33 protein-coding genes are annotated in these 18,797 nt (G+C 45.5%); all 33 read left to right on the forward strand.

Translation table 11 applies throughout. The annotated features are described in order from the left end of the window. The first annotated feature begins 496 nt into the window (after nucleotides 1-496). Nucleotides 497-877, forward strand: coding sequence for a 30S ribosomal protein S12 (gene rpsL, locus CIK87_RS08465; protein WP_022311335.1), 381 nt, complete (start codon nucleotides 497-499; stop codon nucleotides 875-877). A gap of 183 nt (nucleotides 878-1,060) precedes the next feature. Next, nucleotides 1,061-1,537, forward strand: a complete 477-nt coding sequence (gene rpsG / locus CIK87_RS08470; protein WP_022311336.1) for a 30S ribosomal protein S7 — start codon at nucleotides 1,061-1,063, stop codon at nucleotides 1,535-1,537. Between the two features lie 30 nt (nucleotides 1,538-1,567). Continuing rightward, nucleotides 1,568-3,682 carry an elongation factor G gene (fusA, locus tag CIK87_RS08475; RefSeq protein ID WP_094386826.1) on the forward strand — a complete coding sequence of 705 codons (2,115 nt, stop codon included), beginning with the start codon at nucleotides 1,568-1,570 and terminating at the stop codon, nucleotides 3,680-3,682. Between the two features lie 103 nt (nucleotides 3,683-3,785). Continuing rightward, on the forward strand, nucleotides 3,786-4,091 hold the full coding sequence (rpsJ, locus tag CIK87_RS08480; protein ID WP_022311338.1) for a 30S ribosomal protein S10: 306 nt from the start codon (nucleotides 3,786-3,788) through the stop codon (nucleotides 4,089-4,091). Between the two features lie 31 nt (nucleotides 4,092-4,122). Further along, a complete protein-coding gene (gene rplC / locus CIK87_RS08485) occupies nucleotides 4,123-4,737 on the forward strand; it encodes a 50S ribosomal protein L3 (protein WP_094386827.1) in 615 nt (204 codons plus the stop codon). Further along, nucleotides 4,738-5,367 (forward strand): 50S ribosomal protein L4, encoded by a 630-nt coding sequence (rplD, locus tag CIK87_RS08490; protein WP_094386828.1) that lies wholly within the window; start codon nucleotides 4,738-4,740, stop codon nucleotides 5,365-5,367. A 13-nt stretch (nucleotides 5,368-5,380) separates the two neighbouring features. Next, entirely contained in the window at nucleotides 5,381-5,674 is a 294-nt protein-coding gene (gene rplW, locus CIK87_RS08495; RefSeq protein WP_022311341.1) for a 50S ribosomal protein L23, read from the forward strand. A 7-nt stretch (nucleotides 5,675-5,681) separates the two neighbouring features. After that, nucleotides 5,682-6,509: a 50S ribosomal protein L2 gene (gene rplB / locus CIK87_RS08500; RefSeq protein ID WP_022311342.1), complete on the forward strand. Its 828-nt coding sequence runs from the start codon at nucleotides 5,682-5,684 to the stop codon at nucleotides 6,507-6,509. Between the two features lie 10 nt (nucleotides 6,510-6,519). Beyond that, entirely contained in the window at nucleotides 6,520-6,786 is a 267-nt protein-coding gene (rpsS, locus tag CIK87_RS08505; RefSeq protein WP_022311343.1) for a 30S ribosomal protein S19, read from the forward strand. A 36-nt stretch (nucleotides 6,787-6,822) separates the two neighbouring features. Beyond that, nucleotides 6,823-7,227: a 50S ribosomal protein L22 gene (gene rplV / locus CIK87_RS08510; protein ID WP_022311344.1), complete on the forward strand. Its 405-nt coding sequence runs from the start codon at nucleotides 6,823-6,825 to the stop codon at nucleotides 7,225-7,227. 8 nt (nucleotides 7,228-7,235) lie between these two features. Further along, nucleotides 7,236-7,964 carry a 30S ribosomal protein S3 gene (rpsC, locus tag CIK87_RS08515; protein ID WP_022311345.1) on the forward strand — a complete coding sequence of 243 codons (729 nt, stop codon included), beginning with the start codon at nucleotides 7,236-7,238 and terminating at the stop codon, nucleotides 7,962-7,964. 14 nt (nucleotides 7,965-7,978) lie between these two features. Continuing rightward, on the forward strand, nucleotides 7,979-8,407 hold the full coding sequence (gene rplP / locus CIK87_RS08520) for a 50S ribosomal protein L16 (RefSeq protein ID WP_022311346.1): 429 nt from the start codon (nucleotides 7,979-7,981) through the stop codon (nucleotides 8,405-8,407). 3 nt (nucleotides 8,408-8,410) lie between these two features. Then, complete coding sequence (gene rpmC, locus CIK87_RS08525) at nucleotides 8,411-8,605, forward strand: 50S ribosomal protein L29 (RefSeq protein ID WP_022311347.1); 195 nt, start codon at nucleotides 8,411-8,413, stop codon at nucleotides 8,603-8,605. A gap of 2 nt (nucleotides 8,606-8,607) precedes the next feature. Then, a complete protein-coding gene (gene rpsQ / locus CIK87_RS08530) occupies nucleotides 8,608-8,874 on the forward strand; it encodes a 30S ribosomal protein S17 (protein WP_094386829.1) in 267 nt (88 codons plus the stop codon). A gap of 2 nt (nucleotides 8,875-8,876) precedes the next feature. Then, a complete protein-coding gene (gene rplN / locus CIK87_RS08535; protein ID WP_022311349.1) occupies nucleotides 8,877-9,242 on the forward strand; it encodes a 50S ribosomal protein L14 in 366 nt (121 codons plus the stop codon). 19 nt (nucleotides 9,243-9,261) lie between these two features. Further along, complete coding sequence (gene rplX / locus CIK87_RS08540; RefSeq protein WP_022311350.1) at nucleotides 9,262-9,579, forward strand: 50S ribosomal protein L24; 318 nt, start codon at nucleotides 9,262-9,264, stop codon at nucleotides 9,577-9,579. Then, nucleotides 9,579-10,133 carry a 50S ribosomal protein L5 gene (rplE, locus tag CIK87_RS08545; protein ID WP_022311351.1) on the forward strand — a complete coding sequence of 185 codons (555 nt, stop codon included), beginning with the start codon at nucleotides 9,579-9,581 and terminating at the stop codon, nucleotides 10,131-10,133. The genes rplX and rplE overlap by 1 nt, the downstream gene beginning before the upstream one ends. 5 nt (nucleotides 10,134-10,138) lie before the next feature. Then, nucleotides 10,139-10,441, forward strand: coding sequence for a 30S ribosomal protein S14 (rpsN, locus tag CIK87_RS08550; RefSeq protein WP_022311352.1), 303 nt, complete (start codon nucleotides 10,139-10,141; stop codon nucleotides 10,439-10,441). Nucleotides 10,442-10,553: 112 nt separating this feature from the next. Next, nucleotides 10,554-10,949 carry a 30S ribosomal protein S8 gene (gene rpsH / locus CIK87_RS08555; RefSeq protein WP_022311353.1) on the forward strand — a complete coding sequence of 132 codons (396 nt, stop codon included), beginning with the start codon at nucleotides 10,554-10,556 and terminating at the stop codon, nucleotides 10,947-10,949. Nucleotides 10,950-10,968: 19 nt separating this feature from the next. Further along, the gene (gene rplF, locus CIK87_RS08560) at nucleotides 10,969-11,541 is read left to right on the forward strand and encodes a 50S ribosomal protein L6 (protein ID WP_022311354.1); all 573 of its coding nucleotides are present in this window, start codon (nucleotides 10,969-10,971) and stop codon (nucleotides 11,539-11,541) included. Between the two features lie 20 nt (nucleotides 11,542-11,561). Then, the gene (rplR, locus tag CIK87_RS08565; protein ID WP_022311355.1) at nucleotides 11,562-11,906 is read left to right on the forward strand and encodes a 50S ribosomal protein L18; all 345 of its coding nucleotides are present in this window, start codon (nucleotides 11,562-11,564) and stop codon (nucleotides 11,904-11,906) included. Between the two features lie 6 nt (nucleotides 11,907-11,912). Beyond that, nucleotides 11,913-12,425: a 30S ribosomal protein S5 gene (gene rpsE / locus CIK87_RS08570; RefSeq protein WP_094386830.1), complete on the forward strand. Its 513-nt coding sequence runs from the start codon at nucleotides 11,913-11,915 to the stop codon at nucleotides 12,423-12,425. Between the two features lie 13 nt (nucleotides 12,426-12,438). Beyond that, the gene (rpmD, locus tag CIK87_RS08575) at nucleotides 12,439-12,615 is read left to right on the forward strand and encodes a 50S ribosomal protein L30 (RefSeq protein WP_022311357.1); all 177 of its coding nucleotides are present in this window, start codon (nucleotides 12,439-12,441) and stop codon (nucleotides 12,613-12,615) included. A 24-nt stretch (nucleotides 12,616-12,639) separates the two neighbouring features. Then, complete coding sequence (gene rplO / locus CIK87_RS08580; RefSeq protein WP_022311358.1) at nucleotides 12,640-13,086, forward strand: 50S ribosomal protein L15; 447 nt, start codon at nucleotides 12,640-12,642, stop codon at nucleotides 13,084-13,086. 9 nt (nucleotides 13,087-13,095) lie between these two features. After that, entirely contained in the window at nucleotides 13,096-14,433 is a 1,338-nt protein-coding gene (gene secY / locus CIK87_RS08585; RefSeq protein ID WP_094386831.1) for a preprotein translocase subunit SecY, read from the forward strand. Nucleotides 14,434-14,445: 12 nt separating this feature from the next. Continuing rightward, nucleotides 14,446-15,240, forward strand: a complete 795-nt coding sequence (gene map, locus CIK87_RS08590) for a type I methionyl aminopeptidase (protein WP_094386832.1) — start codon at nucleotides 14,446-14,448, stop codon at nucleotides 15,238-15,240. Nucleotides 15,241-15,243: 3 nt separating this feature from the next. Then, nucleotides 15,244-15,462, forward strand: coding sequence for a translation initiation factor IF-1 (gene infA, locus CIK87_RS08595; protein WP_022311360.1), 219 nt, complete (start codon nucleotides 15,244-15,246; stop codon nucleotides 15,460-15,462). Nucleotides 15,463-15,473: 11 nt separating this feature from the next. Next, nucleotides 15,474-15,590: a type B 50S ribosomal protein L36 gene (gene ykgO / locus CIK87_RS08600; RefSeq protein ID WP_007899708.1), complete on the forward strand. Its 117-nt coding sequence runs from the start codon at nucleotides 15,474-15,476 to the stop codon at nucleotides 15,588-15,590. A 98-nt stretch (nucleotides 15,591-15,688) separates the two neighbouring features. Beyond that, nucleotides 15,689-16,069: a 30S ribosomal protein S13 gene (gene rpsM / locus CIK87_RS08605; RefSeq protein ID WP_094386833.1), complete on the forward strand. Its 381-nt coding sequence runs from the start codon at nucleotides 15,689-15,691 to the stop codon at nucleotides 16,067-16,069. Nucleotides 16,070-16,121: 52 nt separating this feature from the next. Then, complete coding sequence (gene rpsK, locus CIK87_RS08610; RefSeq protein ID WP_022311362.1) at nucleotides 16,122-16,511, forward strand: 30S ribosomal protein S11; 390 nt, start codon at nucleotides 16,122-16,124, stop codon at nucleotides 16,509-16,511. Between the two features lie 59 nt (nucleotides 16,512-16,570). Next, nucleotides 16,571-17,176, forward strand: coding sequence for a 30S ribosomal protein S4 (gene rpsD, locus CIK87_RS08615; protein ID WP_022311363.1), 606 nt, complete (start codon nucleotides 16,571-16,573; stop codon nucleotides 17,174-17,176). Between the two features lie 17 nt (nucleotides 17,177-17,193). After that, nucleotides 17,194-18,186 carry a DNA-directed RNA polymerase subunit alpha gene (locus tag CIK87_RS08620; protein ID WP_094386834.1) on the forward strand — a complete coding sequence of 331 codons (993 nt, stop codon included), beginning with the start codon at nucleotides 17,194-17,196 and terminating at the stop codon, nucleotides 18,184-18,186. Nucleotides 18,187-18,214: 28 nt separating this feature from the next. Continuing rightward, nucleotides 18,215-18,703: a 50S ribosomal protein L17 gene (rplQ, locus tag CIK87_RS08625; protein WP_022311365.1), complete on the forward strand. Its 489-nt coding sequence runs from the start codon at nucleotides 18,215-18,217 to the stop codon at nucleotides 18,701-18,703. The last annotated feature ends 94 nt before the right edge of the window (nucleotides 18,704-18,797 follow it).

Raw genomic sequence — 18,797 nt, forward strand, 5'->3', positions numbered from 1 at the left:
TGAATAAAAGCGACCCCCCTCCCCACCTCCTCACCCCCCAGCGAGCAATTGGGCACACCCGCCGGAGCCATCCCCAGCCCCCCTTCCAACACCTCCACCACCAGCGAGGCATGGGGTAGGGCAGATGGAGGGTTGGATGTCAGGTTTGGAAAGGGCAAAAACCGATGCTCAAAGGCGCAGAACCGGGGCGTATAGTGGGTTGTGGCAATGTGTGCGCACACAGTCAGCGCAAGGGAGGTCATTTCCCTGCGCGGGCAGCTTGTTTTTGTAACAAAAATGACCATCAAGGGCGTGCTCGAGATGATTTTGGCGGTGAAAAATATATAAAAAATACAACTAACTGTTAAATTTTACTATCTGGAAGCGCTTTATAATATGTATAATTAGGTGGTTTGATAGAAAATATGTAACTTTGCAGCCCGAAACGGCATCATAAATACCGCCGCAATCGATTGATAATAACAAAAATAAATATATAAATTAAAAAAGTAAAACTATGCCTACAATTCAACAATTGGTAAGAAAAGGCAGAAACGTGTTGGTAGATAAGAGCAAGTCTCCCGCGTTGGACAATTGTCCCCAGCGTCGTGGTGTATGTGTTCGTGTCTATACTACAACACCTAAGAAGCCTAATTCGGCAATGAGAAAAGTTGCCCGTGTGCGTTTGACAAACCAGAAGGAAGTGAACTCTTACATCCCAGGAGAGGGCCACAACCTGCAGGAGCACTCTATCGTACTGGTACGTGGTGGTCGTGTTAAGGACCTCCCCGGTGTACGTTATCACATCGTTCGTGGTACTTTGGATACCGCAGGTGTCGCAAACCGTACACAGCGCCGTTCTAAGTATGGTGCAAAGCGTCCTAAGGCTAAGAAGTAATAGCCCGAAGATGTATATGCCGAAAGTTCACAGGCGGAGAAGCCTGAGGACTTGCGGCATGTAAAACAAAAGAAACATTATAATCGTTTTGCTGGAGAATAAGTCAAGGTTGAGTAAATGCCAGAGAGCTGGCGTTGAAGAACAAATGAGCAGCCTCCGCAGAATATTAATTTAACAAAAGCAATGAGAAAAGCAAAACCAAAGAAGCGCGTGATTCTTCCGGATCCCGTGTTCAACGACCAGAAGGTCTCTAAGTTCGTGAACCACTTGATGTATGATGGCAAGAAGAATGCTTCATACGAAATTTTCTACAAGTCTCTTGATGTCGTAAAGGAGAAGATGGCTAATGAAGAGAAGTCTCCCCTGGAGATTTGGAAGCAGGCCCTCGACAATATCACTCCCCAGGTAGAGGTAAAGAGCCGTCGTATCGGTGGTGCCACTTTCCAGGTTCCTACCGAAATCCGTCCCGACCGCAAGGAGAGCATCTCTATGAAGAACCTTATCGCTTTCGCTCGCAAGCGTGGTGGTAAGACCATGGCAGACAAGCTCGCTGCAGAGATTATGGACGCATTCAACAATCAGGGTGGCGCTTACAAGCGTAAGGAAGACATGCACCGTATGGCTGAGGCTAACCGCGCATTCGCTCACTTCAGATTCTAATCATTACATATATATAAGGAATAAAAGAAAATGGCAAACCGCGATTTACATTTGACTCGTAATATCGGTATTATGGCACACATCGATGCCGGTAAGACGACTACATCTGAGCGTATCCTGTTCTACACCGGTAAGACCCACAAGATTGGTGAGGTGCACGACGGTGCTGCAACAATGGACTGGATGGCACAGGAGCAGGAGCGTGGTATCACTATCACCTCTGCTGCCACCACTTGTAACTGGACTTGGAACAACAAGCAGTACAAGATAAACCTTATCGATACTCCCGGACACGTTGACTTCACCGCAGAGGTAGAGCGCTCACTCCGCGTTCTCGATGGTGCTATCGCTACTTATTCAGCAGCCGATGGCGTTCAGCCACAGTCTGAGACTGTATGGCGTCAGGCCGACAAGTACAATGTACCCCGTATCGGTTATGTGAACAAGATGGACCGTTCGGGTGCCGACTTCTTCGAGACCGTACAGCAGATGAAGGATATCCTGGGTGCCAACCCCTGTCCTATCCAGATTCCAATCGGTGCAGAGGAAAACTTCAAGGGTCTCGTTGACCTTATCAAGATGAAGGCTATCCTGTGGCACGATGAGACTATGGGCGCTGAATACGATATTGAGGATATCCCCGCCGACCTCGTTGACGAGGCCAATGAGTGGAGAGAGAAGATGGTAGAAAATGCTGCCAACTTCGACGACGACCTGATGGAGAAGTATCTCGAAGGTGCTGAGATTTCTGAAGAGCAGCTTATCGCCGCTATCCGTAAGGGTACCATCGCTATGGAGATTACTCCTATGTTGCTCGGTTCTTCTTACAAGAACAAGGGTGTGCAGCCTCTGCTCGACTATACTTGTGCATTCCTTCCCTCACCTCTGGATACAGAGGCTATCGTAGGTTCCAACCCCGATACTGAGGAAGAGGAGGATCGTAAGCCTTCTGAGGACGAGCCTACATCGGCTCTGGCATTCAAGATTGCCACTGACCCATTCATGGGCCGTCTGGTATTCTTCCGTGTCTACTCTGGTAAGGTTGTTGCCGGTTCTTACGTGTACAACCCCCGCTCAGGCAAGAAGGAGCGCATCAGCCGTCTGTTCCAGATGAACTCTAACAAGGAAATCCCAATGGAGTCAATCGACGCCGGTGATATCGGTGCAGGTGTAGGCTTCAAGGATATCCGTACTGGTGATACTCTCTGCGATGAGTCTAAGCCCATCGTTCTTGAGTCTATGACCTTCCCCGATACCGTGATCTCTATCGCTGTAGAGCCAAAAAGCCAGGCCGACGTTGCCAAGCTGGACAACGGTCTTGCCAAGCTGGCTGAGGAAGACCCCACATTCACCGTTCGTACCGACGAGCAGAGTGGTCAGACCATTATCTCTGGTATGGGTGAGCTTCACCTCGATATCATCATCGACCGTCTGAAGCGTGAGTTCAAGGTAGAATGTAACCAGGGTAAGCCCCAGGTTAACTACAAGGAGGCCATTATCGGCACAGCCCAGAGCCGTGAGACTTACAAGAAGCAGAGTGGTGGTCGTGGTAAGTTCGCTTGTATTGATGTTACAATCGGTCCTAAGGATGAAGACTACAAGGATGGCGACCTGCAGTTCATCAACGAGGTTAAGGGTGGTAACATTCCTAAGGAGTTCATCCCCTCTGTAGAGAAGGGATTCAAGGACTGCCTCGCCAACGGTGTTCTCGGTGGCTTCCCCATGACAGGTATGAAGGTTACTCTTACCGATGGTAGCTTCCACCCCGTTGACTCAGACCAGTTGTCATTCGAGCTCGTAGCTCACCAGGCATTCAAGGTTCTCTGTCCTAAGGCTAAGCCCGTACTGATGGAGCCCATCATGAAAGTCGAGGTAGTTACTCCCGAAGAGAACATGGGTGATGTAATCGGCGACTTGAACAAGCGTCGTGGTATGGTTCAGGGTATGGAGGAAGGCCGTAGCGGTGCCCGCGTGGTTAAGGCTATGGTTCCTCTGGCAGAAATGTTCGGTTATGTAACTGCTCTGCGCACCATCACCTCTGGTCGTGCTACAAGCTCTATGGAGTATGATCACCACGCTCCTGTATCAACAGCCATTGCCAAGGCAGTGTTGGATGAGCAGAACGGTCACTCAGAGCTCCTTTAATAGCAAAATCAATACTGGAAGAGAGACGCTGCTTAGCGAATGACTCTTAAGCAGCGTATCTCTCCTCCTATTACAATTACTAATATTAATAAAGTAAAAGACAATGAGTCAGAAAATCAGAATTAAGCTGAAGTCTTACGACCACCAGTTGGTTGACAAGTCAGCAGAGAAAATCGTGAAGGCTGTTAAGGCCACCGGCGCCATCGTCAGCGGTCCTATTCCATTGCCAACACACAAGCGCATTTACACTGTTAACCGCAGTACATTCGTTAACAAGAAAGCCCGTGAGCAGTTCCAGCTCTCTGACTTCAAGCGCTTGATTGATATCTATAGTTCAACTGCCAAGACAGTTGATGCGCTGATGAAACTTGAATTGCCCAGTGGTGTAGAAGTTGAGATTAAGGTCTAATTTGTAGTTTAATTATTTATTCATTAAAGAAATGCCAGGATTATTAGGAAAAAAAATCGGAATGACATCCGTTTTCAGTGCCGACGGTAAGAATATTCCGTGCACTGTTATCGAAGCTGGTCCTTGTGTTGTAACCCAGGTTAAAACCGTAGAGAAGGATGGTTACAAGGCTGTACAGTTGGGTTTCGCTGAGGCTAAGGAGAAGAATACTTCTATGCCTTTGCAGGGACACTTCAAGAAGGCCGGCACAACACCAAAAAAGCACTTGGCCGAGTTCAAATTTGATGAGGAGTACAATCTCGGTGACACTATCACTGTAGAGTTGTTCAATGACGCCGAATTTGTTGACGTAATCGGTACCTCTAAGGGTAAAGGTTTCCAGGGTGTTGTTAAGCGCCATGGTTTCGGTGGTGTAGGTCAGTCTACTCACGGTCAGGATGACCGCGCTCGTAAGCCCGGTTCTATCGGTGCTTGTTCTTACCCCGCAAAGGTGTTCAAGGGCATGCGCATGGGTGGCCAGATGGGTGGCGACCGCGTAACAACTCAGAACCTTAAGGTGTTAAAGGTAATTCCAGAACAGAACCTTCTTATCGTTAAGGGCTCTTTCGCTGGATGCAATGGTTCAACCGTTTTAATTGAGAAGTAAATGGAAGTTAGCGTATTAAATATCAACGGTCAGGAGACCGGAAGAAAGGTAGTTCTCAATGATGCTATCTTTGGAATTGAGCCTAACGATCACGTTCTTTATCTTGATGTAAAGCAGTATCTTGCTAATCAGCGTCAGGGTACAGCCAAGTCAAAGGAAAGAAGCGAAATGAGCGGTTCTACTCGTAAACTTGGACGTCAGAAAGGTGGCGGTGGTGCTCGCCGTGGAGATATCAACTCACCTGTACTCGTAGGTGGTGGTCGTGTATTCGGTCCCAAGCCTCGCGATTACGGTTTCAAGTTGAACAAGAAAGTTAAGGTACTCGCTCGCAAATCAGCCCTGTCTTATAAGGCACAGGAGAATGCTGTTGTTGTGGTTGAAGACTTCACTTTTGAGGCCCCCAAGACTAAAGATTTTGTAAATATTACTAAAAATCTTAAAGTTGAAGGCAAAAAGACCCTTGTTGTTTTGCCAGAAAGCAATAAAAACGTATATTTGTCGGCTCGTAATTTGAAGGGCTCTGAAGTTATCCTCGCTTCTGCAGTAAATACTTACAAAGTTTTGAACGCAGACGTGCTGGTAGTAACTGAGAATTCTCTCAAGGTTATCGACGAAATCTTAATGAAATAAGGAGAATTAGAATATGGCATTTATTATCAAACCATTGGTTACTGAGAAGATGAACAACATTACAGAGAAGATGTCGAATCGTTTCGGCTTCGTAGTTCGTCCTGAGGCTAATAAACTCCAAATTAAGGCTGAAGTCGAGAGTCTGTACAATGTTACTGTAGTAGATGTAAACACAGCAGTTTATGCTGGCAAGCGTTCTGCCCGTTACACCAAGGCTGGCTTGGTTAAGGGACAGAAGAACTCGTTCAAGAAAGCTATCGTTACTTTGAAAGAAGGCGATACAATTGATTTTTATAGCAATATCTAAATAGAAAATGGCAGTACGTAAATTTAATCCCGTTACACCGGGACAAAGACACAAAGTTATTGGCACGTTCGAAGAGATTACTGCATCCGTGCCAGAGAAGTCTCTCGTTTACGGTAAGCGTTCTACCGGTGGTCGTAACAACACCGGTAAAATGACTGTCCGCTATATGGGCGGTGGTCACAAGAAGAAGTATCGTCTTATCGACTTCAAACGTGAGAAAGATGGTGTTCCAGCAGTTGTAAAGTCTATCGAGTATGATCCTAACAGATCTGCACGTATAGCATTGCTGTATTACGCTGATGGTGAAAAGCGTTACATTGTTGCTCCTAACGGACTCAAGGTAGGTGCTACCGTAATGTCAGGTGCAGATGCTGCTCCTGAAATCGGTAATGCTCTTCCTTTGGCTAACATTCCTGTAGGTACAGTAGTTCACAACCTAGAGCTGCGTCCTGGTCAGGGTGCTCTGCTCGTTCGTTCGGCTGGTAATTTTGCTCAGTTGACTTCTCGTGAGGGCAGTTATTGTGTTATTAAGCTCCCTTCAGGCGAGACTCGTAAGATTCTCTCTGCTTGTAAGGCTACAGTAGGAAGTGTTGGAAACTCTGACCACGCTCTCGAGCAGTCTGGTAAGGCTGGTCGCTCACGCTGGTTGGGTCGCCGTCCTCACAACCGTGGTGTTGTTATGAACCCCCATGATCACCCAATGGGTGGTGGTGAAGGCCGTCAGTCTGGTGGTCATCCACGTTCACGTAAGGGTCTCTACGCTAAGGGTCTGAAGACACGTGCACCTAAGAAGCATTCTAACAAGTATATTATCGAAAGAGCTAATAAAAAATAAAGAGTAAATTATGAGTCGTTCTCTTAAAAAAGGTCCATATATCAACGTATCGCTCGAGAAGAAGATTCTTGCTATGAACGAAAGCGGTAAGAAGACCGTCGTAAAGACTTGGGCCAGAGCATCAATGATATCACCCGATTTCGTAGGGCATACTGTTGCTGTTCACAACGGAAATAAATTTATCCCTGTTTACATTACCGAGAACATGGTAGGCCATAAGCTTGGAGAATTCTCTCTCACACGTCGCTTTGGTGGTCACTCTGGTAATAGAAAGTAAATTAGGCAAACCATTTTAAAGTAAATAACATAACTAATGGGAGCAAGAAAACATGAAGCAGCTGAAAAGCTTAAGGCTGCTCGCAAAAATTTGTATTTCGCTAAGCTGAATGGCGTGCCCTCATCACCACGTAAGATGCGCTATGTCGTAGATATGGTTCGTGGCATGGAGGTAAACCGCGCACTCGGCGTATTACGATTCTCTAAAAAGCAGGCTGCCGCAGATGTTGAGAAACTGCTGCGCTCAGCTATCGCTAACTGGGAGAATAAGAACGAACGCAAGGCTGAAGACGGAGAGCTTTATATCAGTAAGGTCTTCGTAGACGAAGGCGTTACAATGAAGCGTATGAGACCTGCACCACAGGGTCGTGGTTACAGAATCCGTAAGCGTTCTAATCATGTAACTTTGTTTGTTGATGCCAAAACTAACGACGAAAAATAATAAATAGAATGGGACAGAAAGTAAATCCGATAAGCAACCGACTGGGTATTATCCGTGGTTGGGAATCAAATTGGTTTGGTGGCAAGAATTTCGGAGACAACCTGGTCGAAGACCGTAAAATCCGTAAATATCTCAATGAGCGTCTGGCTAAGGCTAACGTATCTAAGATTGTCATCGAGCGTACACTGAAGCTCGTCACCATCACTATTTGCACAGCCCGTCCGGGTCTCGTCATTGGTAAAGGTGGTCAAGATGTTGACAAACTGAAGGAAGAGTTGAAGAAACTCTATAAGAAGGATATTCAGATTAACATATTTGAAGTTAAGAAGCCCGATCTGGATGCTACAATTGTAGGCAATAACATCGCTCGCCAGGTAGAAGGTAAGGTTGCATACCGCCGTGCTATCAAGATGGCTATTCAGAATACAATGCGTGCTGGTGCCGAGGGTGTCAAGATTCAAATCTGTGGCCGTCTGAATGGTGCTGAAATGGCACGTAAGGAAATGTACAAAGAGGGACGTACTCCTCTGCACACATTCCGTGCCGATATCGATTACTGCCAGGCAGAAGCACTTACCAAGGTAGGTCTTCTCGGTATCAAAGTGTGGATTTGCCGTGGTGAGGTTTACGGAAAGCGTGACCTTACTCCTAACTTCACTCAGGAGAAGCAGAATGCCGGTCGCTCAAACAACGGCGGACGTGGTCGCGGTAATCGTAGAAGAAACAATAACCGTTAAAAGAAGAAGTTATCATGTTACAGCCTAAAAGAGTAAAATATAGAAGACCACAAGATGGACGTGGCAACAAAGGCAACGCTCACCGTGGTACACAGCTGGCTTTCGGCTCATTTGGTATCAAGACACTTGAGGCTAAATGGATTGACAGCCGACAGATAGAAGCAGCTCGTGTGGCAGTAAACCGTCACATGAACCGTCAGGGTCAAGTTTGGATCCGCATTTTCCCCGACAAACCTATTACACGTAAGCCTGCTGACGTACGTATGGGTAAGGGTAAGGGTGATCCCGCAGGATGGGTTGCACCTGTAACACCTGGCCGTGTCCTCTTTGAAGTAGAGGGAGTATCTTTCGACATTGCTAAAGAGGCTCTGCGCCTCGCAGCTCAGAAGCTCCCCGTTAAGACAAAATTTATTGTAAGACGTGATTACGACAAAAACGCTTAAGCTATGAAGATTAATGAAGTAAAAGAACTCGCCGACAAGGATCTGCGCGAGAAATTGGAGAATGCAGAGGCTGCACTTCACCAGATGAAGCTCAACCATAGTGTTACTCCTCTTGAAAATCCATCACAGATTAAGGCTGCACGTCGTGATATCGCACGCATGAAGACAGTGCTTCGTCAGAGAGAACTTAATAAATAACAATGGTCCAGATGGAAACAAGAAATTTAAGAAAAGTAAGACAGGGTGTCGTTATCAGCAACAAAATGGATAAAACCATTGTTATTGCAGCTAAGTTTAAGGAGATGCACCCTATTTATGGTAAATTCGTTCAGAAGACGAAGAAGTACCATGCACATGACGAGAACAATGAGGCTAATGTAGGTGATACAGTACAGATCATGGAAACTCGTCCTCTGTCTAAGACAAAGAGATGGAGATTAGTACAAATCGTTGAAAAAGCTAAGTAATTATGATACAGGCAGAATCAAGACTTACAGTATGTGATAACAGTGGTGCACGCGAGGCTCTGTGTATTCGTGTCCTCGGTGGTACACGCCGCCGTTATGCCAGTGTTGGTGACGTGATTGTCGTTGCTGTCAAGAACGTTGTACCTTCAAGTGATTTGAAAAAGGGAGCGGTATCTAAGGCTTTGATCGTTCGCACAAAAAAGGAAATTCGTCGTGCCGACGGTTCATATATACGCTTTGATGACAACGCTTGTGTGTTGCTCAACAATGCTGGTGAGCTCCGTGGAAGCCGTATCTTCGGTCCTGTTGCTCGTGAGCTCCGTGCCGTAAATATGAAGGTTGTTTCTTTGGCACCTGAGGTTCTTTAATTTTTAAAATTAGTAATCAATGACTAAGTTACATATTAGAAAAGACGATATGGTTGTTGTTCTTGCCGGACGTGACAAGGGCAAAACCGGTAAGGTGCTCAAGGTAATGGTTAGCGATAACCGTGCCATCGTTGAGGGCGTCAATATTGTATCTAAGAGTACAAAGCCTTCTGCAAAGAACCCACAAGGCGGTATTGTAAAACAAGAAGCACCTATTCATATCTCAAATTTGAGTTTGATAGATCCAAAGAGTGGTAAGGCTACTCGTGTTGCCATCAAGCACGAAGGCAAGAACGTAATCCGTATCGCTAAAAAATCAGGGGAGGTAATTAAGTAATGGATACAGCACAGTTAAAGAAAGTCTATAATGAGACTATAGCACCTGCTCTCCAGAAGCAGTTCAACTATTCTTCAGCAATGCAAATTCCTGTCCTGAAGAAAATCGTTATTAACCAGGGTCTCGGTGACGCTACACAGGATAAGAAAATCATCGATGTAGCCATTAATGAGATTTCAGCCATTACCGGTCAGAAGGCTGTTGCTACATATTCTAAGAAGGATATCGCAAACTTCAAGCTGCGTAAGAAGATGCCTATCGGTGTCATGGTAACATTGCGTCGTGAACGCATGTATGAGTTCCTCGAGAAACTTATCCGTGTAGCTCTTCCCCGTATCCGTGACTTCAAGGGTATCGAAAGCAAGTTTGACGGTCGTGGTAACTATACTCTCGGCGTTTCAGAGCAGATTATCTTCCCTGAAATCAATATTGATCAGGTAGATCGCATCCAGGGTATGAACATTACTTTCGTAACTTCTGCAAGCACAGATGAAGAAGGTTATGCTCTGCTCAAAGCTTTCGGTCTCCCATTCAAGAATGCTAAAAACGATTAATAGATATGGCAAAAGAATCAATGAAGGCCCGCGAGGTTAAGCGCGCAAAATTGGTAGCTCGCTATGCTGAAAAGCGTGCTGCTCTGAAGAAAATTATTGCGACCACTGACGATATCGCAGAGGCTTATGAGGCTGCTCGTAAACTTCAGTCTATTCCCAAGAACGCTAATCCAATTCGCCTGCACAACCGTTGCAAGATTACTGGTCGTCCAAAGGGTTATATCCGCCAGTTCGGTATCTCTCGTATCCAGTTCCGCGAAATGGCTTCTCAGGGTCTCATACCTGGAGTAAAGAAAGCAAGCTGGTAAGATATTTCAGAGAATGCGGAAGAAACTGTTTCTTCCGTGTTCTTCCGAAAAATCACAACGAATTTTTTTTAATATTGTCGGGGTAGTCCCGATTAATTAAACATTTATTTATATGACAGATCCAATAGCAGATTATCTGACAAGACTCAGAAACGCAATCATGGCTCATCACAGAGTTGTTGAGGTTCCTGCGTCAAACATGAAGAAGTCTATTACCAAGATTCTCTTCGAGAAGGGTTACATTCTGAACTACAAGTTCGTAGAAGATGGTCCCCAGGGTACTATTAAAGTTGCCTTGAAGTATGACAACAACACTAAGCAGAACGCCATTAAGTGTCTGAAGCGTGTGTCTACTCCTGGTCTCCGTAAGTATACCGGTTACAAGGACATGCCGAGAGTAATTAACGGATTAGGTATAGCCATTATATCTACATCTCAAGGTGTTATGACTGATAAGGAAGCAGCTGCCCTCAAGATAGGCGGTGAGGTTCTTTGTTATGTTTATTAATTAATTGGAGGATTTGATTATGTCAAGAATAGGTAAATTGCCAATTAATATTCCCGCAGGAGTTACAGTTAACTTCGACGAGAAGACCAACATCGTTAATGTTAAGGGTCCTAAGGGTGAGCTCTCTCAGTGGATTGACCCCTCAATCAAACTGACTTTGACCGATGGTAGCATCGTGTTCGAAATCGATGAGAACAGCCCCGTAAACTACAAGCAGAAGCAGGCTTTCCACGGACTTTACCGTTCACTGGTAAACAACATGGTAGTAGGTGTCAGCGCTGGTTATAGCAAGACATTGGAGCTCGTAGGTGTAGGTTATCGTGTTTCAAATCAGGGTAATCTTATCGAGTTCTCTTTGGGTTATACTCACCCTATCTTTATCCAACTTCCTAAGGAGGTTAAGGTTGAGACAAAGTCTGAGAGAAACCAGAATCCTATCATCATACTGGAGAGCTGTGACAAGCAGCTTCTTGGTCTCATCTGTGCAAAAATTCGTTCTTTCCGCAAGCCTGAACCATATAAAGGTAAGGGTATCTTGTTCAAAGGTGAGGTTATCCGCAGAAAGTCTGGTAAGACAGCTGCCGCTAAGTAATCTTTTAATTATTTACGATTATGACAACAAAGAAAGTAGAAAGACGAATCAAGATAAAATTCCGTATTCGCAAGAGTGTGAATGGTACCGCAGAGCGTCCTCGTCTCAGCGTATTCCGTTCTAACAAGCAAATTTATGCACAGGTTATCAACGACCTTACTGGTACAACTTTGGCTTCAGCTTCTTCTCTCGGTCTCGAAAAGATGGCCAAGATTGAGCAGGCCAAGAAGGTTGGTGCTCTCGTAGCCGAGAATGCCAAGAAAGCCGGTGTTGAGAGTGTTGTTTTCGACCGTAATGGTTATCTCTATCACGGACGTGTACAGGCTTTGGCTGATGCAGCACGCGAAGGTGGTCTTAAATTTTAAACGATTATGGCAATGAATAAAGTAAGAATAAATAGTGACGTTGAATTGAAAGACCGCTTGGTTGCTATCAATCGAGTAACCAAGGTTACCAAAGGTGGTCGCACCTTTACATTCGCTGCTATCGTCGTTGTAGGTGATGGCAATGGTGTTATCGGTTGGGGCCTTGGTAAGGCTGGCGAGGTTACCGCTGCAATTTCCAAGGGTACCGAGGCTGCCAAGAAGAACCTTGTTAAGGTTCCTGTACTGAAGGGTACCATTCCTCACGAGGTTGAAGTGGCTTTCAGTGGTGCCAAAGTTCTTCTCAAGCCCGCTGCTGCCGGTACTGGTCTTAAGGCTGGTGGTGCTATGCGTGCTGTACTGGAGAGCGTAGGTGTCAAGGATGTGATTGCAAAGTCTAAGGGCTCTTCCAATGCTCACAACTTGGTTAAGGCTACAATCTTGGCTCTTAGTGAGCTGCGTGATGCTTACACCGTAGCTGGCGAGCGTGGCATTAGTATGAACAAAGTATTTAACGGTTAATAGTAGAACTGACATGGCAACAATTAAAGTAAAGCAGATCAAGAGCAAAATCGGTGCTCCCCTGGACCAGAAGCAGACTCTTCAGGCACTGGGTCTCCGTAAAATTTCTCAAGTTGTTGAAATCGAAGATACTCCTAGCAACCGTGGTATGGTTCGTAAGGTGCATCATCTGGTTAACGTAATAGACTAATTAATTTTTTAACTACAGAAGATTATGAAATTAAGTAATTTGAAACCAGCTGAGGGTTCTACACATTCTCGTCGCCGTATCGGTCGTGGTCCAGGTTCTGGCTTGGGTGGTACTTCTACTCGTGGTCACAAGGGTGCTAAGGCACGTTCTGGATACAAGCGTAAGATTGGCTTCGAAGGTGGTCAGATGCCTTTGCAGCGTCGCGTACCTAAGGCTGGATTTAAGAATATCAACCATAAAGAGTATTTCGCAGTCAATCTATCTACACTGCAGAAGCTGGCTGAAGCTAAGGGCTATGCCAAGATTGGTATAGCAGAGCTTGTAGAGGCTGGTCTTACCAATGGTAAGGAGCTTGTAAAGGTTTTGGCTAACGGAACTCTTACAGCTAAGGTAGATGTAGAAGCTAATGCTTTCTCTAAGGCTGCTGAAGAAGCTATCAAGGCAGCTGGTGGTAACACAACTATTATCTAAACAAAGTAGATGAAAAAGTTTATAGAGACACTAAAGAACTGTTGGAGAATTGAGGATTTGCGCAAGCGACTCCTCATAACTCTCCTGTTTACGGCTATATACCGTTTTGGCTCGTTTGTTGTCCTTCCCGGCATCAATCCAGCCCAGTTACAAAACTTACAGTCGCAAACATCAGGTGGCTTGATGTCGCTGCTTGACATGTTCTCTGGTGGTGCATTCTCCAATGCGTCGATTTTTGCGCTTGGTATTATGCCGTACATCTCTGCTTCTATTGTCATGCAGCTTTTGGCTGTCGCTGTACCTTACTTCCAGAAAATGCAGCGTGAGGGCGAGAGCGGACGCAAGAAGATTAGCTGGTACACTCGTGTGCTGACAGTCTTCATCCTGTTCCTGCAGGGTCCTTCTTACCTTATCAACCTGAAGATGCAGGCCGGACAGGCCCTCTCTTCAGGTATTTCCTGGACGGTATTCATGTTCCCCGCAGCTGTCATCCTGGCAGCAGGAAGTATGTTCATACTTTGGCTCGGAGAGCGCATTACCGACAAGGGTGTAGGCAATGGCGTTTCGCTGATAATTGCCATAGGTATTATTGCCCGTCTGCCCCAGGCCTTCATTCAGGAAGTTACCTCACGCTTCACCGCTATTTCCGGTGGTGGTCTCGTAATGTTTATTGCTGAGATTCTCATACTCTTTGCCGTGGTTTGTGCTGCTTTGATGCTCGTACAGGCTGTGCGCAAGGTGCCGGTACAGTATGCTAAGCGCGTTGTCGGCAACAAGCAATATGGTGGTGCACGTCAGTACATCCCCTTGAAGCTGTTCGCTGCCAATGTGATGCCTATCATCTTTGCTCAGGCTTTGATGTTTATTCCTCTTGCATTTGTTTCATATGGAACAAGCAACGGAAGCTGGCTCGTACAGAATCTGATGGACAATAGATCTTTGCTTTATAATGCAATCTATGTAGCTCTGGTTATAGCGTTTACATATTTCTATACTGCCATTACCCTGAATTCCAATCAGATGGCAGAGGATATGAAGCGTAACAACGGTTTCATCCCCGGCGTTAAGCCTGGTAAGGACACCGCTGAGTATATCGATACAGTAATGTCTCGTATTACATTGCCAGGCTCATTGGCCATTGCATTTATCGCAATTATGCCAGCTTTGGCAAGCCTTCTCGACGTTCAGCAGGCTTTCTCTCAATTCTTCGGAGGTACTTCTCTGTTGATTTTGGTGGGTGTAGTCATCGACTCGCTTCAGCAAATTGAGAGCCATATGCTCATGCGTCATTATGATGGCTTGTTGAATTCTGGCCGTACTCGTGGCGGAAATGTTGCAGCATATTAAGGCTGTATCATAATGAAGATATTTCTGAAAACAGAGGATGAAATTTCGCTCATGCGAGAGGCTAATCGATTAGTCGGTCAGACTCTCGCTGAGTTAGCTAAACATATTAAGCCGGGTGTCAGCACACTCCAGTTGGACAAGATAGCCGAAGAGTTTATCCGCGACCACGGGGCTGTGCCTACTTTCAAGAATTTCCCCAATCCGTTTGGAGAGCCTTTTCCGGCAAGTATATGCACCTCTGTCAACGATGTGGTAGTTCATGGTATACCTGATGCCAAGACCATTCTTAAGGATGGAGATATTATTTCAATCGACTGTGGAACACTCCTCAACGGTTTCAACGGTGACAGTTGCTATACGTTCAGTGTAGGCGAAGTGTCCGCCGAAGTCAAACAGTTGCTTGAAGTTACCAAGGCCTCGCTATATAGGGCCATTGATGTGGCTCTGCCAGGTCATCATGTCGGTGATATCGGCTATACAGTTCAAGACTATTGCGAATCCCACGGGTATGGAGTAGTTCGTGAACTCACAGGGCATGGCATCGGAAAAGAAATGCACGAGGACCCCAAGGTGCCCAATTATGGTTCTCGTGGCAATGGCACAATGTTAAAAGCTGGTATGTGCATTGCCATCGAACCAATGATTACCATGGGTGACCGCAATATCTGGCTATTACCCGACAAGTGGAGCATTGTGACACGCGACGGCAAGCCAGCAGCGCATTTCGAACACACCATAGCTATCCGTAAAGGCAAGGCAGAAATTTTATCTGATTTTGAAGAAATAGAAAAGGTATTACACAATTAATATATGGCTAAACAGTCTGCAATAGAACAAGACGGAGTCATTGTGGAGAGCCTCTCCAATGCAATGTTCCGCGTAGAGCTGGAGAATGGCGTGCAAATCATTGCCCACATCTCTGGTAAAATGAGAATGCACTATATAAAGATACTCCCTGGCGACAAGGTCAAAGTAGAGATGAGTCCCTACGACCTCACTAAGGGCAGAATCGTTTTCAGATACAAGTAAACATTAAAGATATGAAGACAAGAGCATCATTAAAGAAGCGCACACCCGACTGCAAGATTGTACGTCGTAAAGGTCGTTTGTTCGTTATCAACAAGAAGAACCCTAAGTTCAAAATGCGTCAGGGTTAATGTTAAAATTGTGTAAATGTTTGATTAGGAGGATTTTTCTTACTAATTTTGCATGCTTTTAACAAACAACAGAAGTATTTTTTAATCAATTTTCTAAAATGGCAATAAGAATTGTTGGAGTAGATTTGCCCCAAAACAAGCGTGGCGAAATCGCATTGACCTATATCTATGGTATCGGTCGAAGTAGTTCAGCAAAGATATTGGACAAGGCAGGTGTTAGCCGTGACTTGAAGGTTAACGAGTGGTCTGATGACCAGGCAGCCAAGATCCGTGAAATTATCGGCGCTGAATTCAAAGTAGAAGGTGATCTCCGTTCAGAGATCCAGATGAACATCAAGCGCCTTATGGATATAGGTTGCTATCGTGGTATCAGACATCGTAATGGTCTTCCTGTTCGCGGTCAGAGCACAAAGAATAATGCTCGTACTCGTAAGGGAAAGAAGAAGACTGTTGCTAATAAGAAGAAGGCTACGAAGTAATTTTAGTTTAAGTGTTGATTGATTTCAATCGTAATTTTAAAGTAAGCTAAAAATGGCAAAGACAAAAGCAACATCAAAGAAAAGAAATGTAAAGGTTGACGCTTTAGGACAGCTTCATGTTCACAGCTCGTTCAACAATATTATCGTTTCCCTTGCTAATAGTGAAGGTCAGGTGATCTCTTGGTCATCTGCAGGTAAAATGGGATTCCGCGGATCTAAGAAGAATACTCCTTATGCAGCCCAGACTGCTGCCGAGGATTGCGCCAAGGTTGCCTTTGACCTCGGTCTCCGTAAGGTTAAGGCATACGTTAAGGGTCCAGGTAATGGTCGTGAGTCTGCTATCCGTGCCGTGCATGGTGCTGGTATCGAGGTAACCGAGATTATCGACGTTACTCCATTGCCACACAACGGTTGTCGTCCTCCCAAGCGCCGTCGCGTATAATTCAGAGTATTCTCATTATTACTCTATTCACATTTAATCAATAGCATTTATTAAATATTATGGCTAGATATATAGGTCCGAAATCTAAAATTGCACGTCGATTTGGTGAGCCCATCTTCGGCGCAGACAAAGTTTTGTCCAGAAGAAACTTCCCTCCTGGACAGCATGGCAACAGCCGTCGCAGAAAGATGTCTGAGTACGGTGTCATGTTGGCAGAGAAGCAGAAAGCTAAGTACACCTATGGTGTTCTTGAGCGTCAGTTCCGTAATATGTTTGAGAAGTCTGCAAAGGCTGAAGGCATTACCGGTGAGGTTCTTCTTCAGAATTTGGAGAGCCGTCTTGACAACGTCGTATTCCGCCTGGGTATCGCCCCCACTCGTGCAGCTGCACGCCAGTTGGTAGGCCACAAGCACATCGTTGTTGATGGCAAGGTAGTTAACATTCCTTCTTTTTCTGTTAAGCCTGGAATGGTAGTTGGCGTTCGCGAGAAGGCCAAGTCTCTCGAGGTCATCGAGAATGCACTGGCAGGTTTCAACCACAGCAAGTATCCATGGCTCGAGTGGGATGAGAACACCAAGAGCGGTAAGTTCCTCCACAAGCCAGAGCGTGCAGATATTCCTGAGAATATTAAGGAGCAGTTAATCGTTGAGTTGTACTCTAAATAATAAAAATCATTAAGTTAATGGCGATATTAGCATTTCAAAAACCTGATAAAGTCGTAATGTTAGAGGCCAATGAGCGATTCGGTAAATTCGAATTCCGCCCATTGGAGCCCGGCTTTGGTGTTACCATCGGTAACGCGCTTCGCCGCATACTTCTTTCTTCACTTGAGGGCTTTGCTATCAATACCATCCGTATTGCTGGCGTTGAGCATGAGTTTTCATCAGTTCCCGGTGTCAAGGAAGATGTAACTAACATTATCTTGAATCTCAAACAAGTTCGATTCAAGCAAGTAGTAGAAGAATTCGAGAACGAGAAAGTTAGTATCACTGTTGAGAACACTACTGAGTTCAAGGCCGGTGATATAAGTAAGTATCTGACTGGATTTGAAGTGTTAAACCCTGATTTGGTGATTTGTCATTTAGATAGCAAGGCATCAATGCAGATTGAGCTTACCATCAACAAAGGTCGTGGCTATGTCCCCGCCGATGAGAACCGTGAGTTCTGTACCGATGTCAACGTACTCCCAATCGATTCAATCTACACCCCCATCCGTAACGTAAAGTACGCAGTTGAGCCATATCGTGTCGAGCAGAAGACCGACTATGACAAACTCGTTCTCGAAGTTACCACCGATGGTTCCATCCACCCGAAGGATGCCTTGAAAGAGGCTGCCAAGATCCTCATCTATCACTTCATGCTGTTCTCTGACGAGAAGATTACTCTCGAGAATCCTGATCAGGAAGAGAACCAGGAGTTTGATGAAGAGGTACTCCATATGCGTCAGCTGTTGAAGACCAAGCTCGTAGACATGAACTTGTCTGTACGCGCGCTCAACTGTCTTAAGGCAGCTGAGGTCGAGACACTTGGCGACTTGGTACAGTACAACAAGACAGACCTCCTCAAGTTCCGCAACTTCGGTAAGAAATCGCTTTCAGAGCTTGATGATTTGCTCGAGAGTCTGAATCTGTCGTTTGGAACCGATACTTCTAAGTATAAATTAGACAAGGAATAATCCCTTGTAATTAAAGAACAAAACAAAAATGAGACATAACAAGAAATTCAATCATCTGGGCCGTACTGCAAGTCACCGTGGTAGCATGTTGTCCAACATGGCTTCCAGCCTGATTTTGCACAAAAGAATCACTACGACCCTCGCTAAGGCTAAGGCTCTCAAGAAATTCGTTGAGCCCCTGATTACTCGTTCTAAGGTAGGTGATACCAACAACCGTCGTGTTGTTTTCCGTTATCTCCAGAACAAGGAAGCTGTCAAGGAACTTTTCAACGTAGTTGCTGAGAAGGTAGGCGACCGTCCCGGTGGCTACACTCGCGTCATCAAGTTGGGTACCCGTCAGGGTGACGCTGCTCCCATCGCTTTCATCGAGCTCGTTGACTTCGATGAGAACATGGCTAAGGCTCCAAAGGCTGAGAAGAAGACACGTCGTAGCCGTCGTTCTGCCGCCAAGAAGGCAGAAGAGGCTCCCGTAGAGGCTCAGGCAGAAGAGACAGCAACAGAAGCTGCAGCAGAATAATCTTTGAATAGATATCTCACAACAATAAGAATCCCTGGTCTTTTTAAGGCCAGGGATTTTTTTCAGTATGCTCGGCATGAGCATTGTCTAACGG

The organism is Prevotella sp. P5-64, from assembly GCF_002251285.1.
Taxonomy (GTDB): domain Bacteria; phylum Bacteroidota; class Bacteroidia; order Bacteroidales; family Bacteroidaceae; genus Prevotella.